The sequence below is a fragment of the Victivallis vadensis genome (assembly GCF_003096415.1).
Taxonomy (GTDB): Bacteria; Verrucomicrobiota; Lentisphaeria; order Victivallales; family Victivallaceae; genus Victivallis; species Victivallis vadensis.
In genome coordinates this window covers 1-25,429 of the sequence record NZ_QEKH01000035.1, presented here as the reverse complement: position 1 = coordinate 25,429, position 25,429 = coordinate 1, and the positions used below count along the sequence as shown (strand labels likewise).

Annotated in this window: 19 protein-coding genes; 13 read left to right on the top strand and 6 right to left on the bottom strand. The window is 55.8% G+C overall.

All coding sequences use genetic code 11. The features are described 5' to 3' along the window. Positions 1 to 67 precede the first annotated feature (67 nt). The 5 genes from C8D82_RS17135 to C8D82_RS20825 all read right to left on the bottom strand — a co-directional run bounded on the left by C8D82_RS17135 (position 68) and on the right by C8D82_RS20825 (position 9,491). A complete protein-coding gene (locus tag C8D82_RS17135) occupies positions 68 to 3,091 on the bottom strand; it encodes a hypothetical protein (RefSeq protein ID WP_133245259.1) in 3,024 nt (1,007 codons plus the stop codon). Positions 3,092 to 3,186: 95 nt separating this feature from the next. After that, entirely contained in the window at positions 3,187 to 3,918 is a 732-nt protein-coding gene (locus C8D82_RS17130; RefSeq protein WP_116885532.1) for a prepilin-type N-terminal cleavage/methylation domain-containing protein, read from the bottom strand. Positions 3,919 to 4,080: 162 nt separating this feature from the next. Next, on the bottom strand, positions 4,081 to 4,833 hold the full coding sequence (locus C8D82_RS17125) for a helix-turn-helix domain-containing protein (RefSeq protein WP_165833160.1): 753 nt from the start codon (positions 4,831 to 4,833) through the stop codon (positions 4,081 to 4,083). Between the two features lie 474 nt (positions 4,834 to 5,307). Next, a complete protein-coding gene (locus C8D82_RS17120; protein WP_133245258.1) occupies positions 5,308 to 8,736 on the bottom strand; it encodes an ATP-binding protein in 3,429 nt (1,142 codons plus the stop codon). A 425-nt stretch (positions 8,737 to 9,161) separates the two neighbouring features. Beyond that, a complete protein-coding gene (locus C8D82_RS20825; protein ID WP_133245257.1) occupies positions 9,162 to 9,491 on the bottom strand; it encodes a hypothetical protein in 330 nt (109 codons plus the stop codon). Positions 9,492 to 9,648: 157 nt separating this feature from the next. Here C8D82_RS20825 and C8D82_RS17110 point away from each other — a divergent pair, with 157 nt between their 5' ends. The 13 genes from C8D82_RS17110 (at position 9,649) to C8D82_RS17045 (ending at position 24,627) form a co-directional block, all read left to right on the top strand. Continuing rightward, positions 9,649 to 11,094: an alpha-amylase gene (locus C8D82_RS17110; protein ID WP_116885510.1), complete on the top strand. Its 1,446-nt coding sequence runs from the start codon at positions 9,649 to 9,651 to the stop codon at positions 11,092 to 11,094. A 138-nt stretch (positions 11,095 to 11,232) separates the two neighbouring features. Beyond that, positions 11,233 to 11,697 carry a hypothetical protein gene (locus C8D82_RS17105; protein ID WP_116885509.1) on the top strand — a complete coding sequence of 155 codons (465 nt, stop codon included), beginning with the start codon at positions 11,233 to 11,235 and terminating at the stop codon, positions 11,695 to 11,697. 24 nt (positions 11,698 to 11,721) lie between these two features. After that, positions 11,722 to 12,018 carry a glycogen-binding domain-containing protein gene (locus C8D82_RS17100; protein WP_116885508.1) on the top strand — a complete coding sequence of 99 codons (297 nt, stop codon included), beginning with the start codon at positions 11,722 to 11,724 and terminating at the stop codon, positions 12,016 to 12,018. A gap of 13 nt (positions 12,019 to 12,031) precedes the next feature. Next, positions 12,032 to 12,400, top strand: coding sequence for a hypothetical protein (locus C8D82_RS17095; protein ID WP_116885507.1), 369 nt, complete (start codon positions 12,032 to 12,034; stop codon positions 12,398 to 12,400). 379 nt (positions 12,401 to 12,779) lie between these two features. After that, positions 12,780 to 13,370, top strand: a complete 591-nt coding sequence (locus C8D82_RS17090) for a hypothetical protein (protein ID WP_133245256.1) — start codon at positions 12,780 to 12,782, stop codon at positions 13,368 to 13,370. A gap of 130 nt (positions 13,371 to 13,500) precedes the next feature. After that, the gene (locus C8D82_RS21695) at positions 13,501 to 13,956 is read left to right on the top strand and encodes a twin-arginine translocase TatA/TatE family subunit (RefSeq protein WP_207776170.1); all 456 of its coding nucleotides are present in this window, start codon (positions 13,501 to 13,503) and stop codon (positions 13,954 to 13,956) included. Between the two features lie 747 nt (positions 13,957 to 14,703). Continuing rightward, positions 14,704 to 15,537, top strand: a complete 834-nt coding sequence (locus C8D82_RS17075) for a prepilin-type N-terminal cleavage/methylation domain-containing protein (protein WP_116885504.1) — start codon at positions 14,704 to 14,706, stop codon at positions 15,535 to 15,537. Positions 15,538 to 15,614: 77 nt separating this feature from the next. Further along, positions 15,615 to 16,652 carry a LacI family DNA-binding transcriptional regulator gene (locus C8D82_RS17070; protein WP_165833159.1) on the top strand — a complete coding sequence of 346 codons (1,038 nt, stop codon included), beginning with the start codon at positions 15,615 to 15,617 and terminating at the stop codon, positions 16,650 to 16,652. Between the two features lie 70 nt (positions 16,653 to 16,722). Next, positions 16,723 to 18,996 (top strand): DUF4838 domain-containing protein, encoded by a 2,274-nt coding sequence (locus tag C8D82_RS17065; protein WP_116885502.1) that lies wholly within the window; start codon positions 16,723 to 16,725, stop codon positions 18,994 to 18,996. Next, positions 18,993 to 21,155 (top strand): MFS transporter, encoded by a 2,163-nt coding sequence (locus C8D82_RS17060; protein ID WP_165833158.1) that lies wholly within the window; start codon positions 18,993 to 18,995, stop codon positions 21,153 to 21,155. The genes C8D82_RS17065 and C8D82_RS17060 overlap by 4 nt, the downstream gene beginning before the upstream one ends. Beyond that, positions 21,152 to 22,312 (top strand): Gfo/Idh/MocA family protein, encoded by a 1,161-nt coding sequence (locus tag C8D82_RS17055; RefSeq protein WP_116885500.1) that lies wholly within the window; start codon positions 21,152 to 21,154, stop codon positions 22,310 to 22,312. The genes C8D82_RS17060 and C8D82_RS17055 overlap by 4 nt, the downstream gene beginning before the upstream one ends. Positions 22,313 to 22,358: 46 nt before the next feature. Beyond that, entirely contained in the window at positions 22,359 to 24,224 is a 1,866-nt protein-coding gene (locus C8D82_RS17050; protein ID WP_116885499.1) for a beta-N-acetylhexosaminidase, read from the top strand. A gap of 202 nt (positions 24,225 to 24,426) precedes the next feature. Continuing rightward, the gene (locus tag C8D82_RS17045) at positions 24,427 to 24,627 is read left to right on the top strand and encodes a hypothetical protein (RefSeq protein ID WP_116885498.1); all 201 of its coding nucleotides are present in this window, start codon (positions 24,427 to 24,429) and stop codon (positions 24,625 to 24,627) included. 330 nt (positions 24,628 to 24,957) lie between these two features. Here the strand turns inward: C8D82_RS17045 and C8D82_RS17040 are convergent, their stop codons facing one another. After that, a complete protein-coding gene (locus C8D82_RS17040; RefSeq protein ID WP_133245255.1) occupies positions 24,958 to 25,191 on the bottom strand; it encodes a hypothetical protein in 234 nt (77 codons plus the stop codon). Positions 25,192 to 25,429: the final 238 nt, after the last annotated feature.

Below are 25,429 nucleotides of genomic sequence, written 5' to 3'. Positions count from 1 at the left end.
GAACGAATGACAGGTTTATGAAAATCCTGCCGTCAAGAGGGATCGGCAGGATATGCGGGAACTTGTTTCAGCGCGACAGGTGGTAGGCGAGAACTCCCCCGGGGAAGGCCGTCGTGTCGGCGGTGAAGCGGAAGACACCGTTTTTCAGGCTGCCCGGGACTTCGCCGGTTTCGGAGCCGTCGAGCGCGAGTGCAGCCACCCGCCACGGCGTCCCCGGACATTCAAGTTCCAGTGTCGCCGTGCAGCGTTCGACCAGAAGTTCCGGTGAATTGCCCCAGGCGCGCAGCAGGGAGGAGTTGTCATAACGGGCCCCGGCCTGACTGATGTTGCCGAGATGGATGACGAGGATGCTGTCGCTTTCGGTCAAAGGCTTGCCGTCCAGCGAGATTGCCGCCGCCGTCATGAATTTGGAGGCGTCTTTGATCCGCAGCTTCTTTACGGCGAGGTCTCCCGCCGGCAGCGTCGCCGTCTCTGTCAACGGTGTTGAAACCGCCAGTGTTCCGGCCTTCCGATCCAGTTTTATCCGGGGGGACTCCGGCGTTTTCATGCCGGGACGCCAGCGCACGACTCCGGCGGGGAGTGCCTGTTCCGCCGCGTGAGAGCCGATCTGGGCGTCCAGCCCGAGATTGGCGAAATCACCGGGATAAGACATCGCCGGGTTATTTTGGGAAAAAGGCGCCACGGGATAAGAGATTTTCGTTTTCGACGGCGCGAGGTCTCCCCGCAGGAACAGCGCCAGAATGATGCGGTCGCTGAGCTGCTGCATCGGGTCGTTGGACGCATCGAAGGAGTTCTGACCGGGATTGCGGATGATTCCGGCATCGGAGTGGCTCCAGCAGAATCTCCATAATCCGCCCCAATTCTGCAGCGCCGCGTAAGCGCCCATCAGCGGGCCGCCCTCGGCCCGGAACCGGTTCGGGTTGCAGAAGTTGAATTCGGTGACCGTGAAAGGTTTGCCGAAAATCCGGGTCGGCATCATTTCGCGGGGCAGGCTCGCGCCGCGCCGGATGGACGAACCCAGGTCGACTCCGATCGGCACTTGCCAGGCTTTCTCCGGAAAGGTCGGGTGGGAGAAGTACTGGTGCATATCCACCAGGTCGAGTTTCGCGCGCAGCCGGGTCAGCGGGGCATCCGTGATCCAGTTCAGACTGGTGATCATCGTTTTGAGGCCGAGTTCATTTTTGACGAAATCGATCTGCCGGTCCAGCACGTTCCCCTGCAATTCGAACAGAAATTCCCGGAACAGGGTCTGGTCGTCGCCCTCCCGCCCTTTCTTCCACTCCGCGAATTTGCTGCGGTAGAGGGCCGCGACTTTCGGATTCGCGCTCCAATTGGCGCTGAGCGTGTCTTCATTGATCAGGCACAGCGAGATCAGCGCGGGGTCTTCCCCCCAGGTGAGGCCGGTGTAGGGATTCCGGTGCGTCATCCAGGCCCGTACGAAATCCTGCCAGCTTTTCATCGCATGTTCGTCGATGGGCAGCTGCGCTTTCAGCCCCCAACAGCCGGAGACGGGGCTTTTGAAGTTCCGGTTGACATAGAGGTCGGTGGTCACGTAGAGGCCGTGCTTTTTGCATTGGGCAAAAAGGTAGTCGAGTTTATCCAGCGTTTCCGGATTCAGTTTCACGGAATCCGAAACGGCGGGATCGACCAGCCGCCCGTCGTGATGGTGAAAGCGGATGGCGTTGTAGCCCATGCGGACCAGATACTCCACCAGTTTGTCGGCGACGGCCTTGTCGAGAAAGTTGGCGGTGAAGCAGAGGTTGGCGCCGTAGAAACGGATCTTCTTCTCCGGCGCATTTTCAAAAACGAATTCGCCCTGATCGTTGGAACAAACGAAACCGTATTGGCCAGCCGGTGCATCCTGCGGCACCACGGCGGAGAAATCCAGCGGACTGCCCGGCAGGATCCGGCGCCTGAGCGCCAGCTTTTTCCAATCGGGCCCCTCTTTGATGGTAAACGGACCTTCTTTCCCCTGCGGGAAAACGAGCGGCCGGTTGCTGAGCGTCACTCCGGCAATTATCCACGCGGTTTCCGGTGATGCGGCCCGGAAGGTCAGGGAGACCGGGTTGGGGCGGGGCAGCCGGAAAGAGGAGGCGTACAGCCCGACGCGCTTCGTCAGATATTCCGCTTCGCAGGCGATTGCGGCGTTGGGATAGGAGTCCCCCAGAGTCCAGTCGCCGCAGTCGGCCTTGGCCTTTACCGGGATGGACAGCACTTTGCCGTCGTTGTAACCGGCGTCGATGTAACCGACCACGGGACCGGTGTTGCGCGAGGCGTGCAGCAGATTGACCGCGCCCGCTTTCCCGGCGGCGGGCAGCCGCAATGCCGATTTGCTTTCGGGGACGATTGCTTTGCGGTCGTCACGGACGACAAACGGGACGCCGCCGATCCGGTGCGTTCCGGCAGGGAGCACATTGAGATCGAAGCAATCCCGGGCTGCCGGGGCTATGTCCACCGTGACCGCCTCCACCGGGCGGAGTTCGAGGTCGAATGCGACATGGCTTTTCCGCATGGTTCCCTGTCCCGGTCCGGCGGCGAGGCGGATGGTGAGAGCGTTGACCCACTTGCGGCTGTCCTGGATATAAGCGTTGAGATTACCCGACAAAATATATTGAAAACCATCGGTCTGCCGGACCGTCACGGTACGCGCCGGACTGTACGGGCGGAGAATCATCTCCTTGGGCAGTTCAGGAATCAACAGCTTTTTTCCGTCAACCAGGATTCCCTCCAGCGGCAACGGCATTGAAATGCAGGAGAAAATGCCGTTCACCTTGACATCCCGGTCGAATTGCCAGTCGCACTCGATCCGGAATTTGTTCGGTGCAAGCCGCCTTACCGTTTCTACCGCGGTACAGGGGACGCCTTCGAATTCAAAGTGTCCGGTGAAGCGTTGAAAGTCTTTGCCGGATTCCTTTTTTACATCCCGCCATTTCACATTTCCGAATTCCGACCAGCCGGAGTTGACGGCGCTGAATCCCACGCTGCCGGCGCCGACGACGATTTTCCCATGATCGGTGATCTGTAACGGTTCTCCGGCTGCTCCCGCAGAAACCAAGACGGCTGCCAGAAAACAAAGCAATAAATTTCTCATCAAAACATACCTCATCGCCGCATGAATACTTTACGGCTCGCACTTTCCATTTGCAGAGGCCAGTAAGCCTTTACGCACCATAAATCGGAAAACGATCAATCGTTCTTCTTATCCGGGTTAAAGAGGGATTCCTTCAGCTTGTTTCCATTCATCCAGAACGTGTATGACTTAACGGTCGTATGGCCGTCGACGAACAGAAGGCCGCTGCCGCCGTTCGGGTGTTGACCGGGCCGCGGAACTCCGCCTTTGATCAATTCGTCGCCTGTAACGCAGGAACTGGCGCCTCGAATCGGTCGGAAAAGATTGCTGTCTCCGGCATTCTTGTCAGGTCGGCACATCAGAATTATCTTTCCGGAGGGAGCGGTTATCCGGGTGATTTTATATCCGGTTCTGACGCCTGCGTCGCCGCCCTTTTCGAAATGTACGAAACCATTGAACATGCGACCGACTCTGTAAAGGTTGTCAGGAGGAGGAGTGGGCATCATGGGACATTCGAACATTTTACTCTTCGTTACAGTTGCCCGCAGGTAACCTTGCGGATGGATGCCCAGATACGGATTCAGCAAGCTGTTGATTGAACGGGTCACTGAAGTGTTCGACACTGCTTCCTGCCAGCAGCTGGTCGTGTCTCCCTTCGGCATGAAATCCTGGTTGTCGCTGGTATACATTCCATAAGCGGAGCCGAGCTGTTTGGTATTGCTGGCACAGCTGGTGCTTCTGGCGCTTTGCCGCGCCTTGTTGAGCGCGGGCAGCAGCATTGCCGCGAGTATCGCGATGATCGCGATTACAACGAGCAGCTCTATTAAGGTGAATTTTCTTTGTTGCATCTGGCGATTCCCTCCGTATTGTAATTACGCGCAGAAAGTCCGAACCTCCGCGTTTCATATTATATTTTACCTGAAATGAGAGAAATCACAATAGACCGCAGGAGAAATTTGAGCCATGAAAAATGAAAAAGGGTTTGAAATTGTGAAGCCGTTTTCCGGCGCTCATTTGCCGGAGCGGCGTTTCCGGCAATTGAGCGGGGGCATGCCGTAGAACCGGCGGAATTCCGTGGAAAATGTTTTGACGTTCCGGTAGCCGACGGCGGCCGAGGTTTCTTTGACCAGCATTCCCGCCCGCAGCATTTCGCCTGCTTTGCGCAGACGGAACCGTTTCAGATACTGATAGGGCGTCACGCCGAACGCCTCTTGAAAGTTCCGGTTCATGTCGTGAATGTCAATATTGAATTTTCCGGCGACCGCCGTCATGGAGATTTTTTCTTTGATCCGCTGTTCCAGAAAATCACGAATCTCATCGACGGAAGATGAACGGGTCTGGAATTGAACGGCGGATGAAATTCTTTGCAGGAGTTCGAAAGCGACTCCGGCCAACTCGGGAAAAATGGAGGAGACCGGCTTCACATCCGCCGGGGGCTTCATACGTTCGAAGAGCTTCCGGAAAAACTTTTCATCGTTCAATTTCAGCCCGAACACCTGTTCCAGATTATAAATCCGGAGAAATTCGTCCAGCATATTGCCGGTCAGAATAAACTCATAATAGGAGCATTGCCTTTCATCCGCATACAGGAAATCGTTTCTGCAATGCGGTTTAAGCAGCACACAATCGCCCGCTTCGGCCAATAGAACACTGTTGTTGCTTTGAAAATACATCCTGCCGGAGCAGATGCAGAAAAACGATAACTTCTGCGTCTGCCTTGTGCGGTGCTGGTAATATCTGGTCTGCATTGTTGCGTGAAGCATAACCTCCATTCGGCAGGGGAGGCTTGCGTCCGAGGGGCGGCCTGTGAAGTTGAGAAGTTCGACCTGTTCCGGATAGCCGGCGCCATATCCGACAAAAGTGGGATCGCTGCGCCAGCAGGTCCCTTTTTCTGAATCAAATATTGATGAATCGCGGAGAATCTTCATAAATTCCTCTTTTACTGTCGTTTCAGAAGCGATATTTCCCTGCGGAACAATCTCTGACAGGCCGGTTAATTAGGGAACTTCTGTCAATCGCTTTTTTCCATGAAATCCGCCTGCGCCCTTCTCAAGGCCGCCACGGAAATCCTTCCACATCAAACAAACCGTTCCGCATCGTTTCCTCCGGTTACGGGTCCTTGCATAATATACACCTGCTCATTTACAAATCCGGAATATCAGCGGCTTCATGTCGATGTTTGAAAGCGAAATAGTATAAGCAGAAAGTTCCAAAGAACAATGTTTCAGGAGCTTGCGTCAATTTTGAACAGAGATATGCAGGTTATATGTTTTAAAAGCATCTATCAGCGCCTGCCGGGTGATCGGCTTCGTCAGGACCTGCCTGAATTTGACCGCCTCTTCCGCCGGCATCTGGGTATCCGCCGTGACGGCGACGACGGGAATTTTCGCGGTCGCCTCATTTTGCTTCAGGAGATCGGCAAATGCACTCCCGGAAAGGCCCGGCATCCACAGGTCAGTCAGGATAATGTCCGCCCTCCGTCCTTTCCGCAAAAGCTCAAGGGCCTCTTCGGCGGATTCAGCGAGAATGCAGGAAACATTCATTTTTTTCAGCATCGCCTGAAGCACTTTCAGGTTCATTGCGACGTCGTCCACCAGCAGCGCCTGGATATTCCCTCCGGCCGGAGAATTGAAATTGACCGTTTCCGCTCCGAACTCCGCCATGTCCTGCCGGGAGGAAGACTGATATTTCACATTCTCCAGCCGCACGGTGAACGTGCTTCCTTTTCCCGGCGTGCTCTCTGCGGAAAGTTTGCCGCCCATTTTTTCCACCAGCCGTTTGGAAATTGCCAGGCCGAGGCCGGACCCCTCGTAAATGCGGTGTCCCCGGACTCCGCTGTCCTGAACGAAAGGCTCGAAGATCTGGCTGATTTTTTCCGGCAGGATTCCGATTCCGGTGTCGGTGATACTGAAAATCAGCGTTCCCTGTCCGGCTTCTTCCGCCAAACGGAACACGGCGGAAACCGTGACTCCCCCGTCATGGGTGAATTTCAAGGCGTTGCCCGTCAGGTTCAGCAGAATCTGTTTGATGCGCAGGTCATCCAGATAGAGAGTCGGCGGCAGATTGGTATACGTCATCTGCAGGGAAAGATTCTTTTCCACGGCTTTCTGCTTGAACACTCCGACGATTTCCCGGACCAGCCGCTTGACGTCAACGGGCCGGCAATCCAGTTCCACCTGATCCGCTTCAAGCCTGGAGAGATCCAGAACGTCATTGATCAGGTTCAGCAGCGCGTTGCCCGCAAAGTTGATTGAGCCGAGATATTCCTGCTGTTCCTGCGGTTCGACATCCGCCCCCTGCAGCAGTTCGCTGAAGCCGATGACCGCATTCAGCGGCGTCCGGAGTTCATGGCTTACCGTTGCCAGGAAATAGCTCTTGGCCCGGTCCGCCGCGCGGGCCTGCTCCAATGCCTGCTGCAGTTTTTCCTGCTGTTCGGCCAGTTCAGTGATGTCCTGAATCACGCCGCAGATTTCCCATTTGCCGTTGATTTCATTGACCGACTTTTCCGCCCGGAGTTCAAAGCGGCTCTTCCCGGCGGCAAAGACGTCGGAAAAGGACGAAGTGTCGCCGCCGATGCCGCTTTCCAGAAAACGGTTCCAGTTCCCGTCGAACCTCTGCCGGTCGTCCGGCGCCAGCCACTCCGCCAGCGGTACGCGCTCCTCTTCCCGGAACGCCCGGTAATTCTGGGCCGAAAGAGCGGTCAACCGCCCGGTGTTGTCGCACTGGAAATAAAAGAATTTTGCGATCTTCGCCGCGTTGGCGAGAATCACGCTGTGGGTGCGCAACCGGTCCCGTTTTTTATACTCCTCCGTAACGTCGCGGAAGACCAGCACGCCGCCGATGATTTTTCCCTCCACGTCACGAATCGGCGCCGCGCTGTCCGCAATGTGCCGGGCTGTGCCGTCACGGGCAATCAGATCGGTATGGTTGGCCAACTCGATGATCTTTCCCGTCGAAAGCGCTTTGGTCAGCGGGGACTCCACTTTGCGGCCGTCAAGATAGCTGATGATATTGAATACTTCATTGAGTTTTTTGCCTCTTGCCTCCTCGAGCGTATAGCCGGTCATCTGGGCTGCGATCGGATTCAGAAGGGTGATCCGCTCCTCGCTGTCGGTTGCAATGACGCCGTCGCCGATGGATTCCAGAGTCAGCCGGAACTGCTCCGCGATGCGGGATACCATCCGGTGCGCCTGGTGCAGTTCCGTCTGGTCGCTTGAAATCCACATCACAGCCTCTTCATGAAATGAGTTGTTCTTCGGAAGAGGAATGAATTCGACGTGTCGATGTGCTCCTTCAAGTTCATAATCCTTTTCCATGCGCTGTCCGGTCCGGAATGCCTCCTGAATCCAGGCGGAAAATGATTGTTGAACCTTGTCGGCAAGCCGGCTTATATTATGAACGCCGGCTCCTTCCCGGCATGACATTTCACGGGGAAAGTGCTGAAACAAGATCCGGCCGGACCGGTTTACCACACAGATTCGCAGCGGCAGGTTGTTGAAAAGCACCGCGATCCTTTTCTTCATTCTGGCCAGAATAATCAGGCGGAACAAGAGCAGCAGCAGCAGTAAACCGAGTGAAGCCAGAACGGAAATAATCTCGACTTGATACCGGGTGATGAAATCCACCGGCGGGTTGAGAAGCTCCGTCCCCGCCGGAAGCCTTTTCCGGTCAATGCCGATTCTCTGCAGGGAAGGATAATCAAAAACCGGATGAAACTCTCCTTCCTGCACCGGAATTGCGGCGGCGCTTTCTCCGCTGAATATCCGACGGGCAATGCTGCCGGCCTGATAGCCTTGTTCCTGGCCGGATACCATGACCCCGCCGGAAGCGCCGCGCCGGATCATTTCCCGATAGCGGTTGAGGATCAGGCCGGGAAAATTCCGGCGGATTCGCGGCAGTATGGAGAAATAGTCCTGCGGCTCCTTGTCCCGGAAAGAGTTCCAGGAGTGGAATATCAGCAAAGAGGAGGCAGGCAGCTCCGCAACGAGGTTCAGCATCTCCGCCGTGCTGTAATCGCGCCCGCTGATGAAACGGATCTCCCGGCCGCGGGCCCACTCCTCCTTTTTTTTGCTTTCGAGCATCTTTTTCCATGCCAGAACATCCGCCGAAGCTTCTGCAATCACCGTGATCTGCCGGTTGGCGGGAAGCAAATTGCAGCCGAGCCGGATGTTCATGTAGAGTGTGGCCGGAGTTTCAATGCCCGTCATAGAGAGGCCGGGCGGAATTCCGGCCCGCAGCGGCCCGTGATAGGAAGCGGCCAGCAGCGGAGTCTGCTCCGGAACCGTCAATTTGCCGTTCAGGAAAAGATCGACCGCGGCATTGTTGGTCAGTATGATCATGTCATACCGGGAACTTTTCAATTTAATCGTCAAGGCGGCGATATCTTCCGGCGCGGGCTGAAAATCCGGTTTGAACCGGACTGCCAGTTCATAGGTTTCAAAGGTGGTCAGCACCCGGTTGTCGCGGTTCAGGCAGCTTTTCAGGCCCTGCTTTAATTCATTGGTCCAGGTGTCGAGAGAGGAAAATGAATCGATAATTAAAATGCGCTTGATGGAAACCCGTCCGGGAGAGGCGGCCCAGCAGCGCCCTTCGAGGCAGAGCTGGAGTAAAACGATACTTGAAAGCAGAAGAAGTCTGTTCGTGCGCAACATGGTACCGAAACTCAATCTCTCGTGTTCTCCATCTCTTGCCGGCTGCCGGCCTGACGACAGACGTTTCCTGTTGACATTCTGTTTGTAACGGAATAATATAACAATGATCGCTGCTTTTTTCAATGGGGAGGCAGTAAAATATTACCCGAATTTCCGGCCGCTGATGATCTGCATTGTTTGCAATATTCTAATTGAAACAAGAGCTGAAACTCGATCCGACGCCTCTTTTGTTGACTTCAAACAAATTTCCGGACGAGGCCGCTCATTATTTCAACAGCTGAATCAGAACGTTCCCGGTTTTATCTGATGCAATCATAAGAACAGTTCCGATATCGAACGCTTTTTTTAATAATGCCATGATAAGTTCTTAATCTCAAATAGTTTCTAGCCGGATTTGAACTCTGGCGGTTGGCTTTTGCAAAAGTCGAATTATTTTTTATTCAGAGGCCGATTCCGGCCAGATCATCAAAACGAGGAGGTAGAGAATGAGTATGTTGCGTAAACTGGTTATGCCGGTCATGGCGGTTGCCGTCCTTGCCGTATTCTGCGGCTGCGGGGAAAAAACGACCGCCGAAAAAGCAGGCGATGCCGTCGAAAATGGAGTGAAAGCCGTTCAGGACGGAGCCGGGGATGTCGCCAGGGAAGGTTCCAAAGCGCTTGATAATCTCTCCGAGAATGTCAGGAAATAACCATTTACTTTCCTGCAAAGAAGAGGAGGCTCCGGAATGTATCCTTTCTTTTTTTTGTTTTTTTAATATATTTTTATTCACATAATCAACTGTTTATGGTAATTAATAAACTTTTTTGACAAAAATGCATTTGAATTATTTTTTTCTTTAGGTATAGTAATTATCATAGGCACAGAAACCACCTGGTCCGGATGAAGTGGAGAGCGTCCGGTCCAGTGAACGCCATGAGGAGGAGAACATGAGCGGAAACGGTACTATGATGCAGTATTTCGAATGGTATCTGCCGTCCGGAATGCTGTGGAAGCAACTGAAGAAGGAGGCGCCGGAGCTGGCTTCGGCGGGAATCACGGGCGTCTGGATTCCGCCCTGTTACAAGGGGAATTCCGGAGCGGAGGATGTCGGTTATGCGGTCTATGACCTGTATGATCTCGGCGAATTCGACCAGAAAGGCTCCGTTCCGACCAAGTACGGAACCCTGAAGGAGCTGCTGGCCGCAATCCGGGCCTGCCACGGGAACGGCCTGCAGGTCTACGCCGATATCGTCCTGGATCACCGGATGGGCGGGGACGAAGCCGAAGAGGCGATGGCCAAAGAGTACAAGCCCGACAATCGCGAAGAGCAGGTCGGGGAGCGGAGCAGGAAGATCGAAGCGTACACGCATTTCAGGTTTCCGGGCCGCAACCAAAAATATTCCGATTTCGAATGGCACTGGAACCATTTCATCGCGGTCGACCATGACGCGAAGCGCGATGACAACGGCGTTTTTAAATTCCGCGGCAAGGAATGGCAGGAGAACGTCGACCGCGAGAACGGCAACTACGATTACCTGATGGGCGCGGATGTGGACCTGAATAACCCGGAAGTCATCGAAGAGCTGACCCGTTGGGGGAAATGGTTTCTTGAGAAGACCGATGTGGACGGTTTCCGTCTCGACGCGGTCAAGCATATGGAATTTACCTTCTATCACGGCTGGCTCGATGCCTTGCGCCGGAAGGAACGCGAAGAGCTGTTCACGGTCGGGGAGTACTGGAGTCCGGATCTGGATTCGCTGAAACACTACCTCGATACCACGGTCGGCGCGCTGTCGCTGTTCGACGTACCGCTGCATTACAATTTCCTGAAGGCTTCGAACGAGGGAAACAAGTTCGATATGCGGACCATCTTCGACAATACGCTGACGAAGGACAATCCGGCCAAATCCGTCACCTTCGTGGATAATCACGACAGCCAGCCCGGGCAGTCGCTCGAATCCTGGGTGCAGGGCTGGTTCCGCCAGCTTGCGTATGCGCTGATCCTGCTGCGGCAGGATGGGTATCCGTGCGTTTTCTACGGCGACTGGTATGGAATTCCCCACGATGAAATTCCGGATATGCGCCCCCGGCTGCTCCCGTTGCTTGAAGCCCGGAAACGCTGCGCGTACGGCAGGCAGAACGATTACTTCGACCACGCGAACACGATCGGCTGGACGCGCGAGGGCGACGACGGGCATGAAAATTCCGGCCTCGCCTGCGTCATGACCAACGGCAAAGAAGGAAGCAAGTGCATGTATGTCGGGGAGAAGTTCCGGGGGGCGACTTTCCGCGACATCACCGGCAACCGCGAAGACACCGTCGTGATCGATGACGACGGCAGCGCCGAATTCCGCTGCAACGGCGGTTCGGTATCGGTCTGGGTCAGGCGGTAAACCCGTTTCCGCCGGGTTGCCGGGGGAGATTCGCCGGGGACTGACTGCTTCCAACCGGCCCCCACTGCTTTCAAGAGGGAAATTTATCCTGTTGAGGAAAAGGATAGATTTAATTCATGCACAATAGAGGAGTGCAAAATGATGAATCCGTTTGAAAGTACCGATGAGCCGGACCGTCATATCCGGAAGATCTGGGAAATCTTCTTCGAACAGGAGGTCGCCCATCTGCACAAAGCCGTGGAAGCGCTGAAAAAATATGAGAAGAAAGAGTGGCAGCAGGTGATTCCCGGCACCGGAGAGTATCCGGAACTGCTGCACTTCAAAACCCAGAAGGAGTATGTGCGGGAGGTGCTGGCCTCGCAGATAGAGCTTACGGCTGACCGGGAGACGTTCGTCGATATTCACGACCTGCCGGCCGGACACGAATTTTTCGACTGGCAGAAAAAGGTCAACGGAAAAACGCGCAATGTTCCGAGCCACGAGGTGGTCGAGGAGTATATCGGGAAGAACGGCAGGGATTATCGCTCGGAGGAGGCGGAGAATCCGGTTCCGGCCCTTCAGGACCGGAAAGCCGACAATACCGAAATCGGCCGCATCAGATAACCATCAGAAAAGGAGGAAACAAACATGTCTGTCGCCGCAAAGAAACATTCAGGACTCAAGAGAAAGTTCACCGTTCAGGCCGCTCCCGGCAGCGAGGTTTATCTTGCCGGCTGCTTCACCGGCTGGCGGGAAAGGGAAATTCCGCTGAAGGATGACGGGAACGGAAATTTCGAAGTTGAAGTCGAGCTGGAACCGGGCGTCTACCAGTATAAGTTCATTGTCAACGGCAACTGGACGCTCGATCTGGACAATTCGGATATCACCGTCAATGGAATGGGCACGCTGAACAACGTGCTCAAAGTGGAAGAAACGGAAAACTGAGGAGGCTGCCGTTATGATTTCTTTACTGTCTTTTGTCGTCGCACTTGCCGTTCAGGCGTTGTTTTTCTACCTCGCAACCCGGATTACCGGCAACAAAACCTCTTACGGAACGCTGTTCGCGATCGCGCTGATCGGCTCGATCTGTTCGGCGATTCCCGCAGTAGGCTTTCTGATCGGCCTGATCGTCGTGCTGTTTTTGCTGGTCTACTGGGGAAAGATGTCATGGGGCAGCGCCATCCTGACGGTCCTGCTCGCTTACATACTGGCAGTTGTGATCACAGTGCTGCTCGGTCTGGCGCTCGGATTCGCGCTGTTCAGCTTCGGAAGCGCGGCATCGTCCACGGCCGCCGGTCCGGCCGCCGCCATCCTGCTGTTGCAGTAATATGGAAAGCATCAATGGTTTCGTACAACCTGGGAGATTAAAAAATGGGTAAAACCTATAAGGACTATATTGAAAAGGCGCCTTACGGAAAAAGGCCGCACCGGCCGGCCGGAGACAGGCCCGGACGCGGTTCTTCCGGTGCGGCACGGCATACGCAGCCGCGCCGCCTGAGCGGGAGCGTTCTGCTTCGGCAGGAGTGGGCGGAAGAATAATTTTCGATCCGCCTGATTCCGGAAGGGGCTCGGAGAATGCGAAGGAAAAGAGCCCGTGACATCCGGGCGTTTTTCCAGAGGAGAGAACCATCAGAACAATAAAAAGAGGAGAAACAAAGATTGGTAAAATCACAATATTGCTGATGTGTGCGTTTGCGGCGGTGGCGATGACGGGCTGTGCGCGGACTTATTCCGCGAAGCCGTATTACACCGACAAAAACAAGATCGATGTGCCGAAACAACTGGTGGGCCAGTGGTATGCCGCACCGCAGGGCAGTCTCGACGAGGCGGTCAATTTGCAGATCGACAAGGACGGAACCGTACTTGTTCGGGAAACCCGCAAGGTGGACGGCCGTGAGCAGGTCCAGACTGCGAAGCTTGCCGTGCTGTTCTTCCGTATCGGCGACGGCGTGTATGCCGACGCGATCCTGAAGGAGATGCCGGATTCCAAGCTGGAAAAGAGTATTGCCGCGCTGATGCTCTTTCCCGTTCATGCTCTGGCGAAAGTTGAATTCCACGGCGATACGCTGCAACTGCGTTATCCGTCGCCCGACCTCGGCAAGGCCCTCAGGGACAAGAAACTGCCGCCGGTGATGACCTTCACCACCTTCGACGAAGAAATCGAAGACGATGACGGCGTTGCGGTCTTCACCGCCACCGGAGAAGCCTGGGAGGACGTGCTTCAGAATATGCCTGAAACCGTCTTCGGCGACAGCGACAAGGAAGTTGTCACGTTCAGGCGCGTTGTTGTGAAATAAGGTGCGATGCCGCAGGGAATCTCCTGCGGCCCAGGCCGCCGGACCGTTGAAAAATACACGGAACGGTCCGGGACTTCCTTTCACGATTATACGGGATCATTCATACAGATATCAAGAGGAGGATATGATTATGACTGCTTTTACATTATTGTTGACCGTAATCCTGCTGATTTTGTTTTTCGGCTACAAACGCATTCCGGTAATCGCCAGATATATCGGCAGTGCCGGCTATGAGCTCAAGAAAGGCTGGAAAGGAGGAGTCGACGGAGACGAAGACGACGAAGAAGATGAAGACGACGAAGAAGACGAAGACGATGAAGACGATGATGAAGAAGAAAACGACGGAAAAGAAGACGATGCCGAAGAGGGCGGAGAAGTAAAACCGGCGGAAAAAAAAACGTCTGATACAGCCGAAGTGAAGAAAAACATCAGGAGCGCCGATAAAAAAGCCCGCTCGGATATGAAAGCCGTGAAAGGCAAGGTGAAAAAAGCCGCCGCCACGGCGAAATCCAAGGTAAAAAGCGGTGCGAAGTCCGCCAAGAACGGAATCAAAAAAGCAACCCGGAAAGCTTCACGGAAACGCTGACGGTTCATTCAGCTGATCCGGCGTCTTCACCGGTGCGGCGGAAGAAACCGGGGGAATTTCCCTCAGGTCTTCCGCCGCCATATTTTCTACAAAGAGGCGAAGCGCAGCAGCCGGGGGGCGAGAGCGTCTGGATTCCGCCGGCAGGATTACCGGCCGGAATACTCGGCCGGCCAATGCCGGAAAGATCACCGGGAACGGAATTGAACCGGAAAACGGCTGCTGCATTTTTGAACTATGCATTATAAACGCCCTGATTCTCACATTTTTGAGTTTCAGGTCTGCTCAATATTGATGTTCATTTGAATTCAGGAAAGCCGTTTCGTTTTCTCTTTCGGAAGAGGAACTTGCCGATGGCAGGCAGTGTTGCACCGGAACGGCGCTCTCTGCACCTGCCGCAGCCGGAGGTCACGCGGGAAACCTCCGGATTTCAAAATTGCCATTTCAACACCTCATATACATGCCATTTCTCCGTAAAAACGGCACTACGTTAAAAATTAACATGAATTTTTAACAATTTCGATGCACCGGCTATTGACAATCGGTTCCGACTTTGCTATAATTAATGTAGATTCATTTTTGAAGGACGATCGGAAGAATGGGAAAAACGATAAACACCATCGTCGCTTCTACCGGAGTTTCGGCCGTCGTCTGCAGCGAAGAGCAAATCGTAACCGCCGGGATAAGTTCGCGGAGCAGCCTGAAAATTGTATACCATCAATAACCTGAACAATCGGGAAAGGCATGGCAATGAAAGTATCAAGATTTCTTACACAGGCGGCAAAGTACCGCTGCCAAACGTGGAGGCGTGTCCGCTGTCTCCCCGCATCCGACCGCCGCGGGCCGGCTATCGCAGAATTTACGCTGATTGAGCTGCTGATCGTGATAGCCATCATCGCGATTCTGGCCGCACTGCTCCTGCCGGCGCTGAACAAGGCAAGAGCTGTGGCGCGCCAGACCAAATGCGCCTCAAACCTGAAACAGATTATGCATGCCCAGTTCCTGTACACTGTCGACAACGCGGACAACTGGTGTCCGATGGGGGCGTGGGGCAATGCCTGGATGGCGGCGACCAGCCCGTTCTACTCTGCCAGCCCGGGGTGGATCGGAGTCTGGAAACATCCGATTCCGCAATATCTGGGCATCACAATCGCCGCTACCGAATACGGAGGCATCGCAGCCAAGTCCGAAGCACGGAAGCCGTTGACAAATATCACCGTTTGCCCCGACGTCCTCCGTAATTATCCCTCGACGGACGGCGTTACCACGGATCCGAGCGATCTGCTGGCCAACGATCACTCCTGTACCACCTATGCGCGTGATCAGTTCATGGGGCTGACTTTCGGCGGTTACTCGCAATTTTCACGCTGCCGCAAAGTCGGCGGACTCGCCAAACCGAGCGATGCGTCGTTCTTCTCCGAAAACTGGGACGACCGCGCACATGGTTTTTATCAATTCAACGCCGCTTTCGCCGACGGCCATGTAACCGGAATCAGAACCAATCCGGTGGAAGTGCGCGACAGATTCTATTGGGATTCAGGCAACGCCAACGGCCAAGCCTGGTACGGTGCCGGCAACTGGTGATAAAATACCGCGGGAGGTATTGCATGCTCAAACAAAATACGGTATATTACATCAAAGACAACTCAGGTAACGGACAAGTGGCATCAGACCATACAAAATCAAAGAAATGCACGCTCAAGGACATTGCCCGCCGGTCCGATCTGTCCTGTGCGGCCGTTTCGCAGATCCTGAACAACCGCGGCGGAGCCTTCACCAGCGAAGCGACCAAAAAGCTGGTGCGCTCAATCGCCGAAGAACTTGGCTACAAACAGAATTTCAGCCATAAGCTCCAGCGCGGCGACCGCACCAACACCGTAGCGCTGCTGATGAGCCTGCCGCGTCTGGAGTGGGAACAGCATATCCAGTCTCTGTCCATGCACCTGACGGAGTTGTGCAACACCAAAGAGTACGCGACCTATGTTTTCCATATGACTCTTTCGCCCGGCCGGAACCTTGAAATCATTGAAAAACTGATCGAACGCGGAACGGACCACTTCATCCTGATCGGCCTGCCGAAGGGGCATGGTAAAGTCATTTCGCGCATCGAAGCCCTGAATCGCTCCTGGATCGCATACGGCAATCACAGGTTGATCAAACGCCAGGTCGGCGTCGATGTCGAAAACGGGACCACCCAGATCCTGCAGTATTTCCGGGAGCACGGAATCAGCGATTTTAAAATGTTTCTGCCGGGCCGGAGTGAAAGAATATCCGCGCTCAAGGCATTTTATCCGGAATGCACCGACCAGGAGCTCCATGACCGATATCTCTGCATAGACAAAGCCTTTGAAGAACCGTTGCACAGCGGAGAAACGATCATCGTCCAGCTCGCCGAAATCGGCTACCGGCAGACCCGGAAGCTGCTGGAAACTTCATCGCCGCCTCAGGCACTGGTCTATCTGTCGGATTACACCATGCAGGGAGGCATCCGGGCACTGTATGAATCCGGAATCATTCCGGGGCGGGATGTGGTTCTGGCCGGCTTCAACAATACGGCGGCCGTCCAAGGCTCCCCGTTCCGGCTGATCAGCGTCGACCAGAATATCGAACAGGTGGCCGGGGAGCTTTTCGCGCACCTGTTCGACGATTCTCCCTGCCGGATCAAGGTGGCTCCCGCTTTAAAGCTCAATTGGATTTGAGCAGCCTGCTTCCGATATAAATTCCGCTTTCCGTTTTTAACCGGTTCCCTCATCAACCCAAGGAGTTCCCATGTCTTTTTTTGTCCGGACCTGCATGAAAAGCCTGCTTCTGATTGTCATCGGTTTCACTGTTTCGGTTATGCCGGCGGCAACGGCTCTGGAGCTTATCCGCAAAACCTCCTCAGCCACCATCGTGATTCCGGCGGAAGCCGGTCCCTATGAAAAATTCGCTGCGGAAGAGCTGCAGACGCTGCTTCTCAAAAGCACCGGAGTCGCCTTGCCCATCGTCGCCGATAACAGTCAGGAGATCACACCGGCAATTTTCATCGGAGCGCATCCCGCCAATGCCGCATTGGCCGCAAAACTGAATGAGTTTTCCACCAGATACGACCGTTTTGCCTGGGAATGCAAGAACGACCGGATCTTCATCACCGCGCCGAGCAACAGCGCATTGAGCTATGCGGTATGGGATTTTCTGGAGAAAACGACCGGCATCGACTTCCTGATTCCGGGAGAAATGGGAGCTTACATCCCCCGGCTCGACGAGCTCAACATCAATGACCGCACCGTTCTGGAAGCGCCCGCCTTCGATTTCCGCAGTTATTCGATCAATGCCGACAGTTACAACCCCGACGAACACGGTTTCAATGCCGGAGAAATGTTCCGCTTCCGCAACCGCTTCAATATGTGGCGCGCCCTGGACCCCGCCGACACCTACGGCTGGCTGGGCAGCGGGCACTCCTACAACCACTTCCTGCCGATTACCCGCTACGCCGCGGAGCACCCGGAATGGTTCAACCTGCAGGCTGACGGAAGCCGGAAGACAACTCCTGAGAACGGCTGGCAGCTCTGCCTGACAAACGCGGAGTCCGCCCGGGAATTCATTCAGAACGCGATCCCGGAAATCGAAGGGATGAAGGCCCGCGGCATTCCGGAAGAACGGATTCTTCTGTGTGCAGGAGCCAACGACACCGTCGCCTGGTGCCTGTGCGAACCGTGCCAGGCCCTGCGCGACCCGGACGGCACGTGGTCGAGCGCCGTGTTGAACTACACCAATCTGCTGGCCCGCGAACTGGCCAAAACCCACCCCAAAGTCAACGTCCTGCATTATGTCTACTCCGATTACGGGCGCATCCCCTCCAAGGTCGCTCCGGCGCCCGGGGTTGCGGCCTGCATAACCTCCTGGACCGCCGACGGTTCGCTCGCGGTCAATCATACGGCCAGCATGTTCGATCCGGTGAAAAACGCGATCTGTAAGGCAGTCGGCGATTATTTCGCCGCTCACTGCCAGGGAATCATGAACTATGGCTATTACGGCCATTACAGCATCTTCGTCCCGTTCCCGATGGTCCGGCAGATTGCGGGGGATATGAGGGGGCTCGCCGCCTATTCGAATGTGACCGGCAGTCTCAGCGAAACCCACAATATGTGGGCTACCCAGAGTCCGAATTTCTATATTCACGCCAAGATGATGTGGGATCCGTCGCAGGATGAATATGAGCTGCTCGCCAACTACTGCCGGAAGTACTTCGGGCCCGCCGGAGAACTGGGATTCCGCTATTTCGACCTGCTCCAGCAGCGGATGAATTCGCTTGACCGCATGATCGGCACGACGGCGGAACTCCCTGCTTTCCTTGACCGCGACGTCCTCGCCCGCTGCCGGTCTCTCATCGACGCGATGAAGCCCATGCTTGCGGAGATGGACGAGGCGACCCGGTTCCGCACGCAGATGGTCATCGACGGTTTCTGCCTGACGGAGAAATTCGTCGAAGCCATGGAACTTTTCAACTGGGGCAACGATATCGCTTCACGGAACAAAATTCTGGAGAACATCGCCTGGATAGAGAATTACTGCCAGTCCCCGGTCGGCCGGTTCGCTTTCGAATACCCGATGGTCGAAGGGGAGCTCAATCAGATCAGAATGGGCTTGCAGGCCGACCTCCTGAACCTGCCCGAAGGAAACAGTAGATTCGGCGGCTCTCTGATGTGGGGAGGCGGTGTCAAATTCTATGCGGTCACCGACAACATGCGTCCCGACATGTGGGGCTATCTGGTTCCGGCGGGAGGCACGGGCACCCTGAAGCTGCCGCTGCAGGCCGCCGCGGGACGGCGGATCACCGGCCTGAATATCTGGTGCGTGCCCGACAAGGCGGAAACCGATCTGTACGTGGTCGCCGACGGAACCGAACACCTCGTCGCCCAAAAGCTGGACAACTACCGGCAGGTCTCCATCCCCGCGGAGCTCCTGGGATGCAACAGGCTCGAAGTGGTGTTCAAAAGCAAGGTGGAACAAGCCAACCAGTACGGCCTGTGCGGCCTGAATCTGGAAATGGAAGTGCGATGAACATGCCCGCGATCAGCCGGGCCGGCAGCCTGACTTACAACCGTTCCCAGCTGGCGCGGTTGTTTCTCTGGCTGCTGACCGGATCATTCGGCTACTGCCTGCTGGCCAATGTCACCACCCTGATCTCGCTGTCCATGAAAGAACTCGGCTGCAGCAACTCCCTGATGGGAGTCATGCTCGGCAGCATGCCGGCCGCCGTGAATTTCATCTTCAACCCGTGGATCAGCACCCGCAGCGACCGGACGCGCACGGCCTGGGGACGCCGAAAACCCTATCTGTTCATCGGCATGTGCCTGTCCGCCGCCTGTATCCTGCTGCTGGCCTGGAGTCCCCGGCTTGCTCTCCGGATCAGCGGCAGCGCCGAAGAGGCGTGTCATTGGCAATTGGGCTTCCTGATCGTCTTTTCGGTCGGTTTTCAGGTCTGTTTCCTGCTGATCGCGACGACGATTTATTATCTCTTTGTCGATGTTGTTCCGCAGGCGGTGCTGGGACGCTTCATGGCGTTCTTCAATATGTGCGGCTCCGCTGTCGGTATTTTTTTCAGCTTTTTCCTGCTGAAACTGAGCCAGAGCCATATGGCCTGGCTGTACACCGGAATCACTGCTTTCTTTGTCGTGACGATGATGATTCTGCTGCTCGGAGTAAAGGAAGGAGAATACGCGCCGGTCGCCCCGGCCGTCAGGGAACGCTCCCCGCTGGAGAAAGCCAGACTGTATATGCGGGAATGCTTTTCAATCCCGTTCTACTTCTGGATTTTCTTCGCCATGGGGGTGAATGGCGTATCCAACATCTGCCGCTCTCTCTTCGGCCTGTATTTCGCCCGGGATACGCTCGGCCTCGACCTTGAGGTGATCGGCAACATCAACGGCTTCACCAGCCTGCTCGGCTTTGCGCTGGCGTATCCGCTCGGCTATCTCAACGACCGTTTCCATCCGCTACGGGTGTTCTTCTGGGGAGGAGCGGCGATCGTGCTGGTCAATCTGCTCTCTTTCTTCTGGATCAGCGGACTGGTGACCTATGCGGTCTCTTCCGTACTGCTTACGGTGGCCTATGTGGTGCAACTGTCGGCCGGCCTGCCGTTGACCGCGGCGCTCTTCCCGCACTCAAAATACGGGCAGTTCGGTTCCGCACAGGCGATCTTCTGCGCCCTGATGATGATCCTGTTCAACGCGGCGGCCGGAAAATTGACGGATCTCTTCGGCAGCTACCGTTTCCTGTACGCCTGGGATTTCGTTTTCACCCTGCTGGCGCTGGCCGCCCTGGGCGGGTGTTCGTCCTTTGGAAGCAATATGGAGGAGACCATCATTACGTGGCTCCGGAAAGCGATCAGGTGTAATATGCAGGAAAATCCGCCCCCCGGCCACACGCTGGCCGAACATCGTGAATATCTGCATGAAATCGTGCGGCTGCAGCTGTTTTTTCTGCACGGTTACTGCCGGGAACATCCGGAGGAGACGTTCCGCGACGTCCTGGAAAAACGGGTCGACATTTACCGGAAAACCGATGCCAATCCCGGCCCGGCTGACCCGGCGGAGTGTTTCTTCGACCGCGAACCGTGGCTGTCCATGCGCGAGGCGTGTGAAATGCTTTACCGGAAGCATCAGGACAACCGGGAAGCATTTGAACTCGAGGCATTTGAAGTATTTCGTAAGTCGCTCGACGCCCGTTGCCGCCGCGACTGGTTGGACCGCAGCAGCCTGGACGGTTACCAGTGCGGTTCGCTGCGACACGAATCGGCCCTCCGGGAAAATAAGGTAATGTTCTTTCACATTGCCAATGCCGTTTCACCCCGTTCCTTTCTGGATGACGCGGAATATCTCGGTGGCTGTTTCCTGCGGCTGCTCGACATCGCCGTTCAGCAGTTCGGCGCCGAACGCATCGCAACGCGGAGCTGGCTGAACTCATTGCCCGCATGGCTGGCCTTCTTCCCGGCGGAGTATCTGAATAACCGGCAGCCGCCGAACCGGGATGTGCGCTGGTACGGCAGCTTCTGGGGACAATTCATCAACGCCCGGGGCACCTTCAATTCCAGATACGGGCAAATCATGCGCCGGACCGGGTGTTTTCCCTATGCCCCCTGCTACGCGGAGTGTTCGATTCCGGCGATGCGCCGGCACATCGTTTCAGTCATCTCAACTCAAGGAAAGCATATAAAATGAATCCGGAAAAAACAGTGAAAATCGCCGTCATCGGCTGCGGCGCCCGCGCGCATGTGGTCGTGAACCATCTGCTGCGTGAAGGCAACGGCCGGATCAAGGTCGCCTCGCTCTATGATCCCGACCGGGAAATGATGGCGGAAAAAGCGCGCCTCTGGGATGCCGCGGGCGCGCTGCAATGCGGTTCCCACCAGGAAGCCATCGCCGCTCCGGGGATTGAATGGGTTATGGTCTGTTCCCCGAACTGTGCGCATAAGGAACACATTCTCGCCGCCTTTGCCGCCGGCAAGCATGTTTTCGCGGAAAAGCCGCTGGCGACCGCCATGGAAGAGTGCCGGACGATCCATGCCGCGCACCAGCAGAGCGGCCGCCTGTTCGCCACCGGCTTTGTGCTGCGGTATGCCCCCCTCTATCTCAAGGTCAGGGAACTGCTCAACTCCGGGCGTTTCGGATATATTGTGGCGATTGACGCCAGCGAAAGCATCCGTCCCGAACACGGCGGCCTGATCATGGCCGGATGGCGGCGGCACCGTTCCGTATCGGGGCCGCACCTGCTGGAAAAATGCTGTCATGATCTGGACCTGCTCAACTGGTTCGCCGGTGCGCTGCCCGTCCGGGCGGCGGCCTTCGGCGGCCGGAATTTCTTTATTCCGGCCAATGCGAAGATCAGCCGGAAATACGGCGACCTGACCTTTCAGAAATGGAGCCGGTTCGATCCCCACACGATCGGTTCGCCGTTTACCGACGACACCGACCTGATGGACAACACCGTATCGATCCTGGAATTCGGCAATCAGGTCCGGGCCGCGTTCTTCGTCACCATGAGCAACGCGATTCCGGAGCGGCGCATGTTTTTCTCCTGCAGCGAAGGTACTCTGAAAGTGGATTTGTACACCGGGGAAATTCAGTACAGGACGCTTGGAGACGAAGGCCGTACCACCCTCAATATCCCCGGCGACGGGCACGGCGGCGGCGATGCGGTGATCGCAGCCGCTCTGGCGGAATCCATGTTGAACCATACCGCTCCGCAGTGCGGCGGCGACGAAGGGCTCCGCAGCACGGTCGTCGCGCTGGCGCTGGACGAGGCGGCACGGTCAGGCGTCATCTACGATCTGAAGCCGGTTTGGAAATCGCTGAATGTCGACCCGACGAAAAATTAACCGACGGGTCGGCATTCAACCGTCCCGCAGAAATAAGCAGCCAGCCATGAAAACTTTTACCCTGTTCTGGAATTCCGCCGAATCCCCCGCCGAACTGCATCCGATGCTGGAGGAACTCGGCCGCTTCCATCCGATCGCCCCGGCACCGCCGAAAGCGGCCAATCTCTTTTTCCGCCGCAGCGGCCACGGGCTGGAAGTGACGAAAAAAGGCGACGCCTTTCACATCGCCTACAGCTCGCTCCATCTGGCGGCCCGCGGAATCGGACTGGCCCTGGCGGGATTGGAGGAATGCATCATCCCGTCCTTCCGCACGGTCGGAGCCCTGTTCGATGTTTCCCGCAACCTGGTCTTCACTGTTCCGCAGTTCAGGAAACGGCTTCGGCAGCTCGCTCTTCTCGGTTATAATATGGTCATGCTGTATACCGAAGATACGTATGAGCTTCCCGGCGTTCCCTGCATGGGGTATCTGCGCGGCTCTTATTCACTGGAGGAAATGCGCGAGCTGGATGAGTACGCGGCGCGGTTCGGCATCGAAATGGTCGCCTGCATTCAGACGCTCGGCCATCTGGGGCAGTTTCTCAAATGGCCGGGTGCGGCAGGCTTCCGCGACACCGACGACGTGCTGCTGACCGATCACGTTGAAACTTACGAACTGATCGACAGGATGTTCAACTTCTGGAGCCGCGCCTTCCGGTCACGCCGCATTCACATCGGCATGGATGAGGCACACCTGCTCGGCCGTGGCCGTTCCCTCGATTTTCACGGTTATGAGAACCCTTTCGGGATTTTCAAACGCCATCTGGCCCGGGTCGGCGGACTCGCCGGAAAATACGGCTTCCATCCGATGATCTGGAGCGATATGTACTTCCGGCTGGGCAGCGCAAGCCGGGATTATTATGACAGCTGCGCGGTCATTCCGGATGAAGTCCGCGAAACGATTCCCCGGAATATCGAACTGGTCTACTGGGACTATTACCACACCGATCCCGGAATCTACGACCGGATGATCGATCGCCACGTGAAGCTCGGTTTCCGGCCGGTGATGGCCTCCGGGCTTTGGAGCTGGTACCGGTTCTGGTATGATCACCGCTATTCGGCCGAACGCGTGAAGCCCTGCATCGAATCCTGCCGCCGGAACCATCTTACGGAACTCTTCTTCACCATGTGGGGGGACGACGGCGCCTATTGCGAATTCGATTCCATGCTGGCTGGCCTGGCATGGGCCTCCGATCTCTGTTACGGAAATGACGGTGACGACCGGCGGACGGCCCGGCTCTACCGGGCGGTGACCGGCGGCGATTACGAAACGGTCCTGCTGGCCGGCCGGATCAACTATCAGCTTCCCGGCCGCGACAACGGCGCCGGAACCATTTCCCAGCTTTTCTGGGATGATCCGCTGATGCAACAGGGCTTTCGTTCCTTCAACGCGCTGGACGGCGACTGGTATGAATGCTGCCGACGGGAGCTGGAAAGCGCCCGCGGGGCGCTGCGTGAACGGGCCCTGCCGGAATCCGGCGACGGCGGCGATCTCCGCTATGCCCGGCTGCTCTTCGATGTGGTCATTGCCAAGCTGCATTACCAGAATCAGTTGCGCACCGGTTACCTCGCGGGGGACCGGGAAAAGTTGGCCGGTTTGCTCCGTGAGGAGCTTCCCGGACTCCTCCGCCTGATGGCACGTTTTCAGGCCGCCTTCCGACGGCAGTGGCTGAACAAGGCCAGGCCGGAAGGGCTGGAGGTCATCCAGATCCGTAATTCCGGCCTGACCGAGCGTCTCCGCGAAAGCGGCCGCCGGGTCCGGGCGTTTCTTGCCGGAGAGGTATCCGCGATCCCGGAGCTGGAGCTCCCCTGCGATACCGCCTGCCGCCCGGGAGAACGTTATCATCAGATAGCCACGGGCTCCGGCCTCATCTGATGCGTTTCCCACAGCCTTCCCGCCGGCCGGCCGTCAGGCCTTGAGATATCTGCGCATGGTGTTTCTGGTCTTAGCAACCGGTCGCGTAGACATCGTATCATGAAGTTGAATGGAGAAAATGCTGTAAAAGTTAAGATTTCATCTGACAAAGCTCAAGCCGGATACTATATGAAAAGCATCAATGAAGAGAAAGGAAAATCAGATGAACTTGGACGCAAAGATCATTAAGCCGGAGCTTGGAGTACTTGATCGTAGCCGTCAATCGGAAAATGCCGGCCAAGCGTGTAAGAGCTTATCCCTGAATAAGCCAAATCCTCCTGATTTGCGGCGGAACGCCATTCGTTTGCCCGTTAAAATCGCCGATACCTCCAGTATCGTCAATTTTATCAGGCTTCGCGACTGACATTTCGGCGCGGCATCATGCCGATTCTTTATTCAGGGATAAGCTCTAAGGCATTCTGTTGTAGGTGACAGAGGGCGAACGACCGATCCATTCCATCTCGAGGCGTTGTTGGAAGACTGACTTATTGTGAAACTCCGCCAGCTCCGCTGAAGATGATTGTGCGCTGAACAAAACGCTGTTGTATAGTTTCTTTAAGAAATCATGGCAATAAAACAGGGCAAAATTCCCGCTTTTTCTGTCTCTGATATTTCAGGCGGATATTATCAGGACGGAGGCAGCTCAGACGCGTTTTCCGGCATTCCCGGGAAAAACGATGCCGGGTATTCATGATCAGCTCATAGTTTCAAACTGCGGAGGCGCCAGCAGGATGCTCCGCAACGCGCGAGCTGCTTCGGCGGAAGATTCTTCCGCCGGCCGGGGCACCTCCGGGAAAAATTCCGGAAAAGCCTGAAACAGAAGTTCCGGGGTGCCGAAGCGGAAATTCCGGCACAGCCGGGCCAGTTTCTCCCAATTGATCCGACTGGACTTCAGCAGGGAACCGAGGTCGGTCAGCAGTTTCGGCAAATTGCTTTTCCGGAAGAAATCGATATTGTTGTGGCGATACAGCAATAATAAATTACGCCGTGTGCAAGTTTTATTGGTAAAAAACGAAAAAGAGCATGCTTGGGCTATTAATAGCCGAAATATCGATTAAGTTAGGTTAGCTACAACCAACTTAGAAAGGTATTCAAGCATGCTCACGGAAGACTATATCACCGAAGTGTATTGTTTCATAGACGACATGATGAAAGAATGTTGGAAA

Coding starts and splice junctions, on each gene's coding strand:
- C8D82_RS17135 (WP_133245259.1), bottom strand. CDS start 3,091: ATGAGAAATTTATTGCTTTGTTTTCTGGCAGCCGTCTTGGTTTCTGCG.
- C8D82_RS17130 (WP_116885532.1), bottom strand. CDS start 3,918: ATGCAACAAAGAAAATTCACCTTAATAGAGCTGCTCGTTGTAATCGCG.
- C8D82_RS17125 (WP_165833160.1), bottom strand. CDS start 4,833: ATGCTTCACGCAACAATGCAGACCAGATATTACCAGCACCGCACAAGG.
- C8D82_RS17110 (WP_116885510.1), top strand. CDS start 9,649: ATGAGCGGAAACGGTACTATGATGCAGTATTTCGAATGGTATCTGCCG.
- C8D82_RS17105 (WP_116885509.1), top strand. CDS start 11,233: ATGATGAATCCGTTTGAAAGTACCGATGAGCCGGACCGTCATATCCGG.
- C8D82_RS17100 (WP_116885508.1), top strand. CDS start 11,722: ATGTCTGTCGCCGCAAAGAAACATTCAGGACTCAAGAGAAAGTTCACC.
- C8D82_RS17095 (WP_116885507.1), top strand. CDS start 12,032: ATGATTTCTTTACTGTCTTTTGTCGTCGCACTTGCCGTTCAGGCGTTG.
- C8D82_RS17090 (WP_133245256.1), top strand. CDS start 12,780: ATGACGGGCTGTGCGCGGACTTATTCCGCGAAGCCGTATTACACCGAC.
- C8D82_RS21695 (WP_207776170.1), top strand. CDS start 13,501: ATGACTGCTTTTACATTATTGTTGACCGTAATCCTGCTGATTTTGTTT.
- C8D82_RS17075 (WP_116885504.1), top strand. CDS start 14,704: ATGAAAGTATCAAGATTTCTTACACAGGCGGCAAAGTACCGCTGCCAA.
- C8D82_RS17065 (WP_116885502.1), top strand. CDS start 16,723: ATGTCTTTTTTTGTCCGGACCTGCATGAAAAGCCTGCTTCTGATTGTC.
- C8D82_RS17060 (WP_165833158.1), top strand. CDS start 18,993: ATGAACATGCCCGCGATCAGCCGGGCCGGCAGCCTGACTTACAACCGT.
- C8D82_RS17055 (WP_116885500.1), top strand. CDS start 21,152: ATGAATCCGGAAAAAACAGTGAAAATCGCCGTCATCGGCTGCGGCGCC.
- C8D82_RS17050 (WP_116885499.1), top strand. CDS start 22,359: ATGAAAACTTTTACCCTGTTCTGGAATTCCGCCGAATCCCCCGCCGAA.
- C8D82_RS17045 (WP_116885498.1), top strand. CDS start 24,427: ATGAACTTGGACGCAAAGATCATTAAGCCGGAGCTTGGAGTACTTGAT.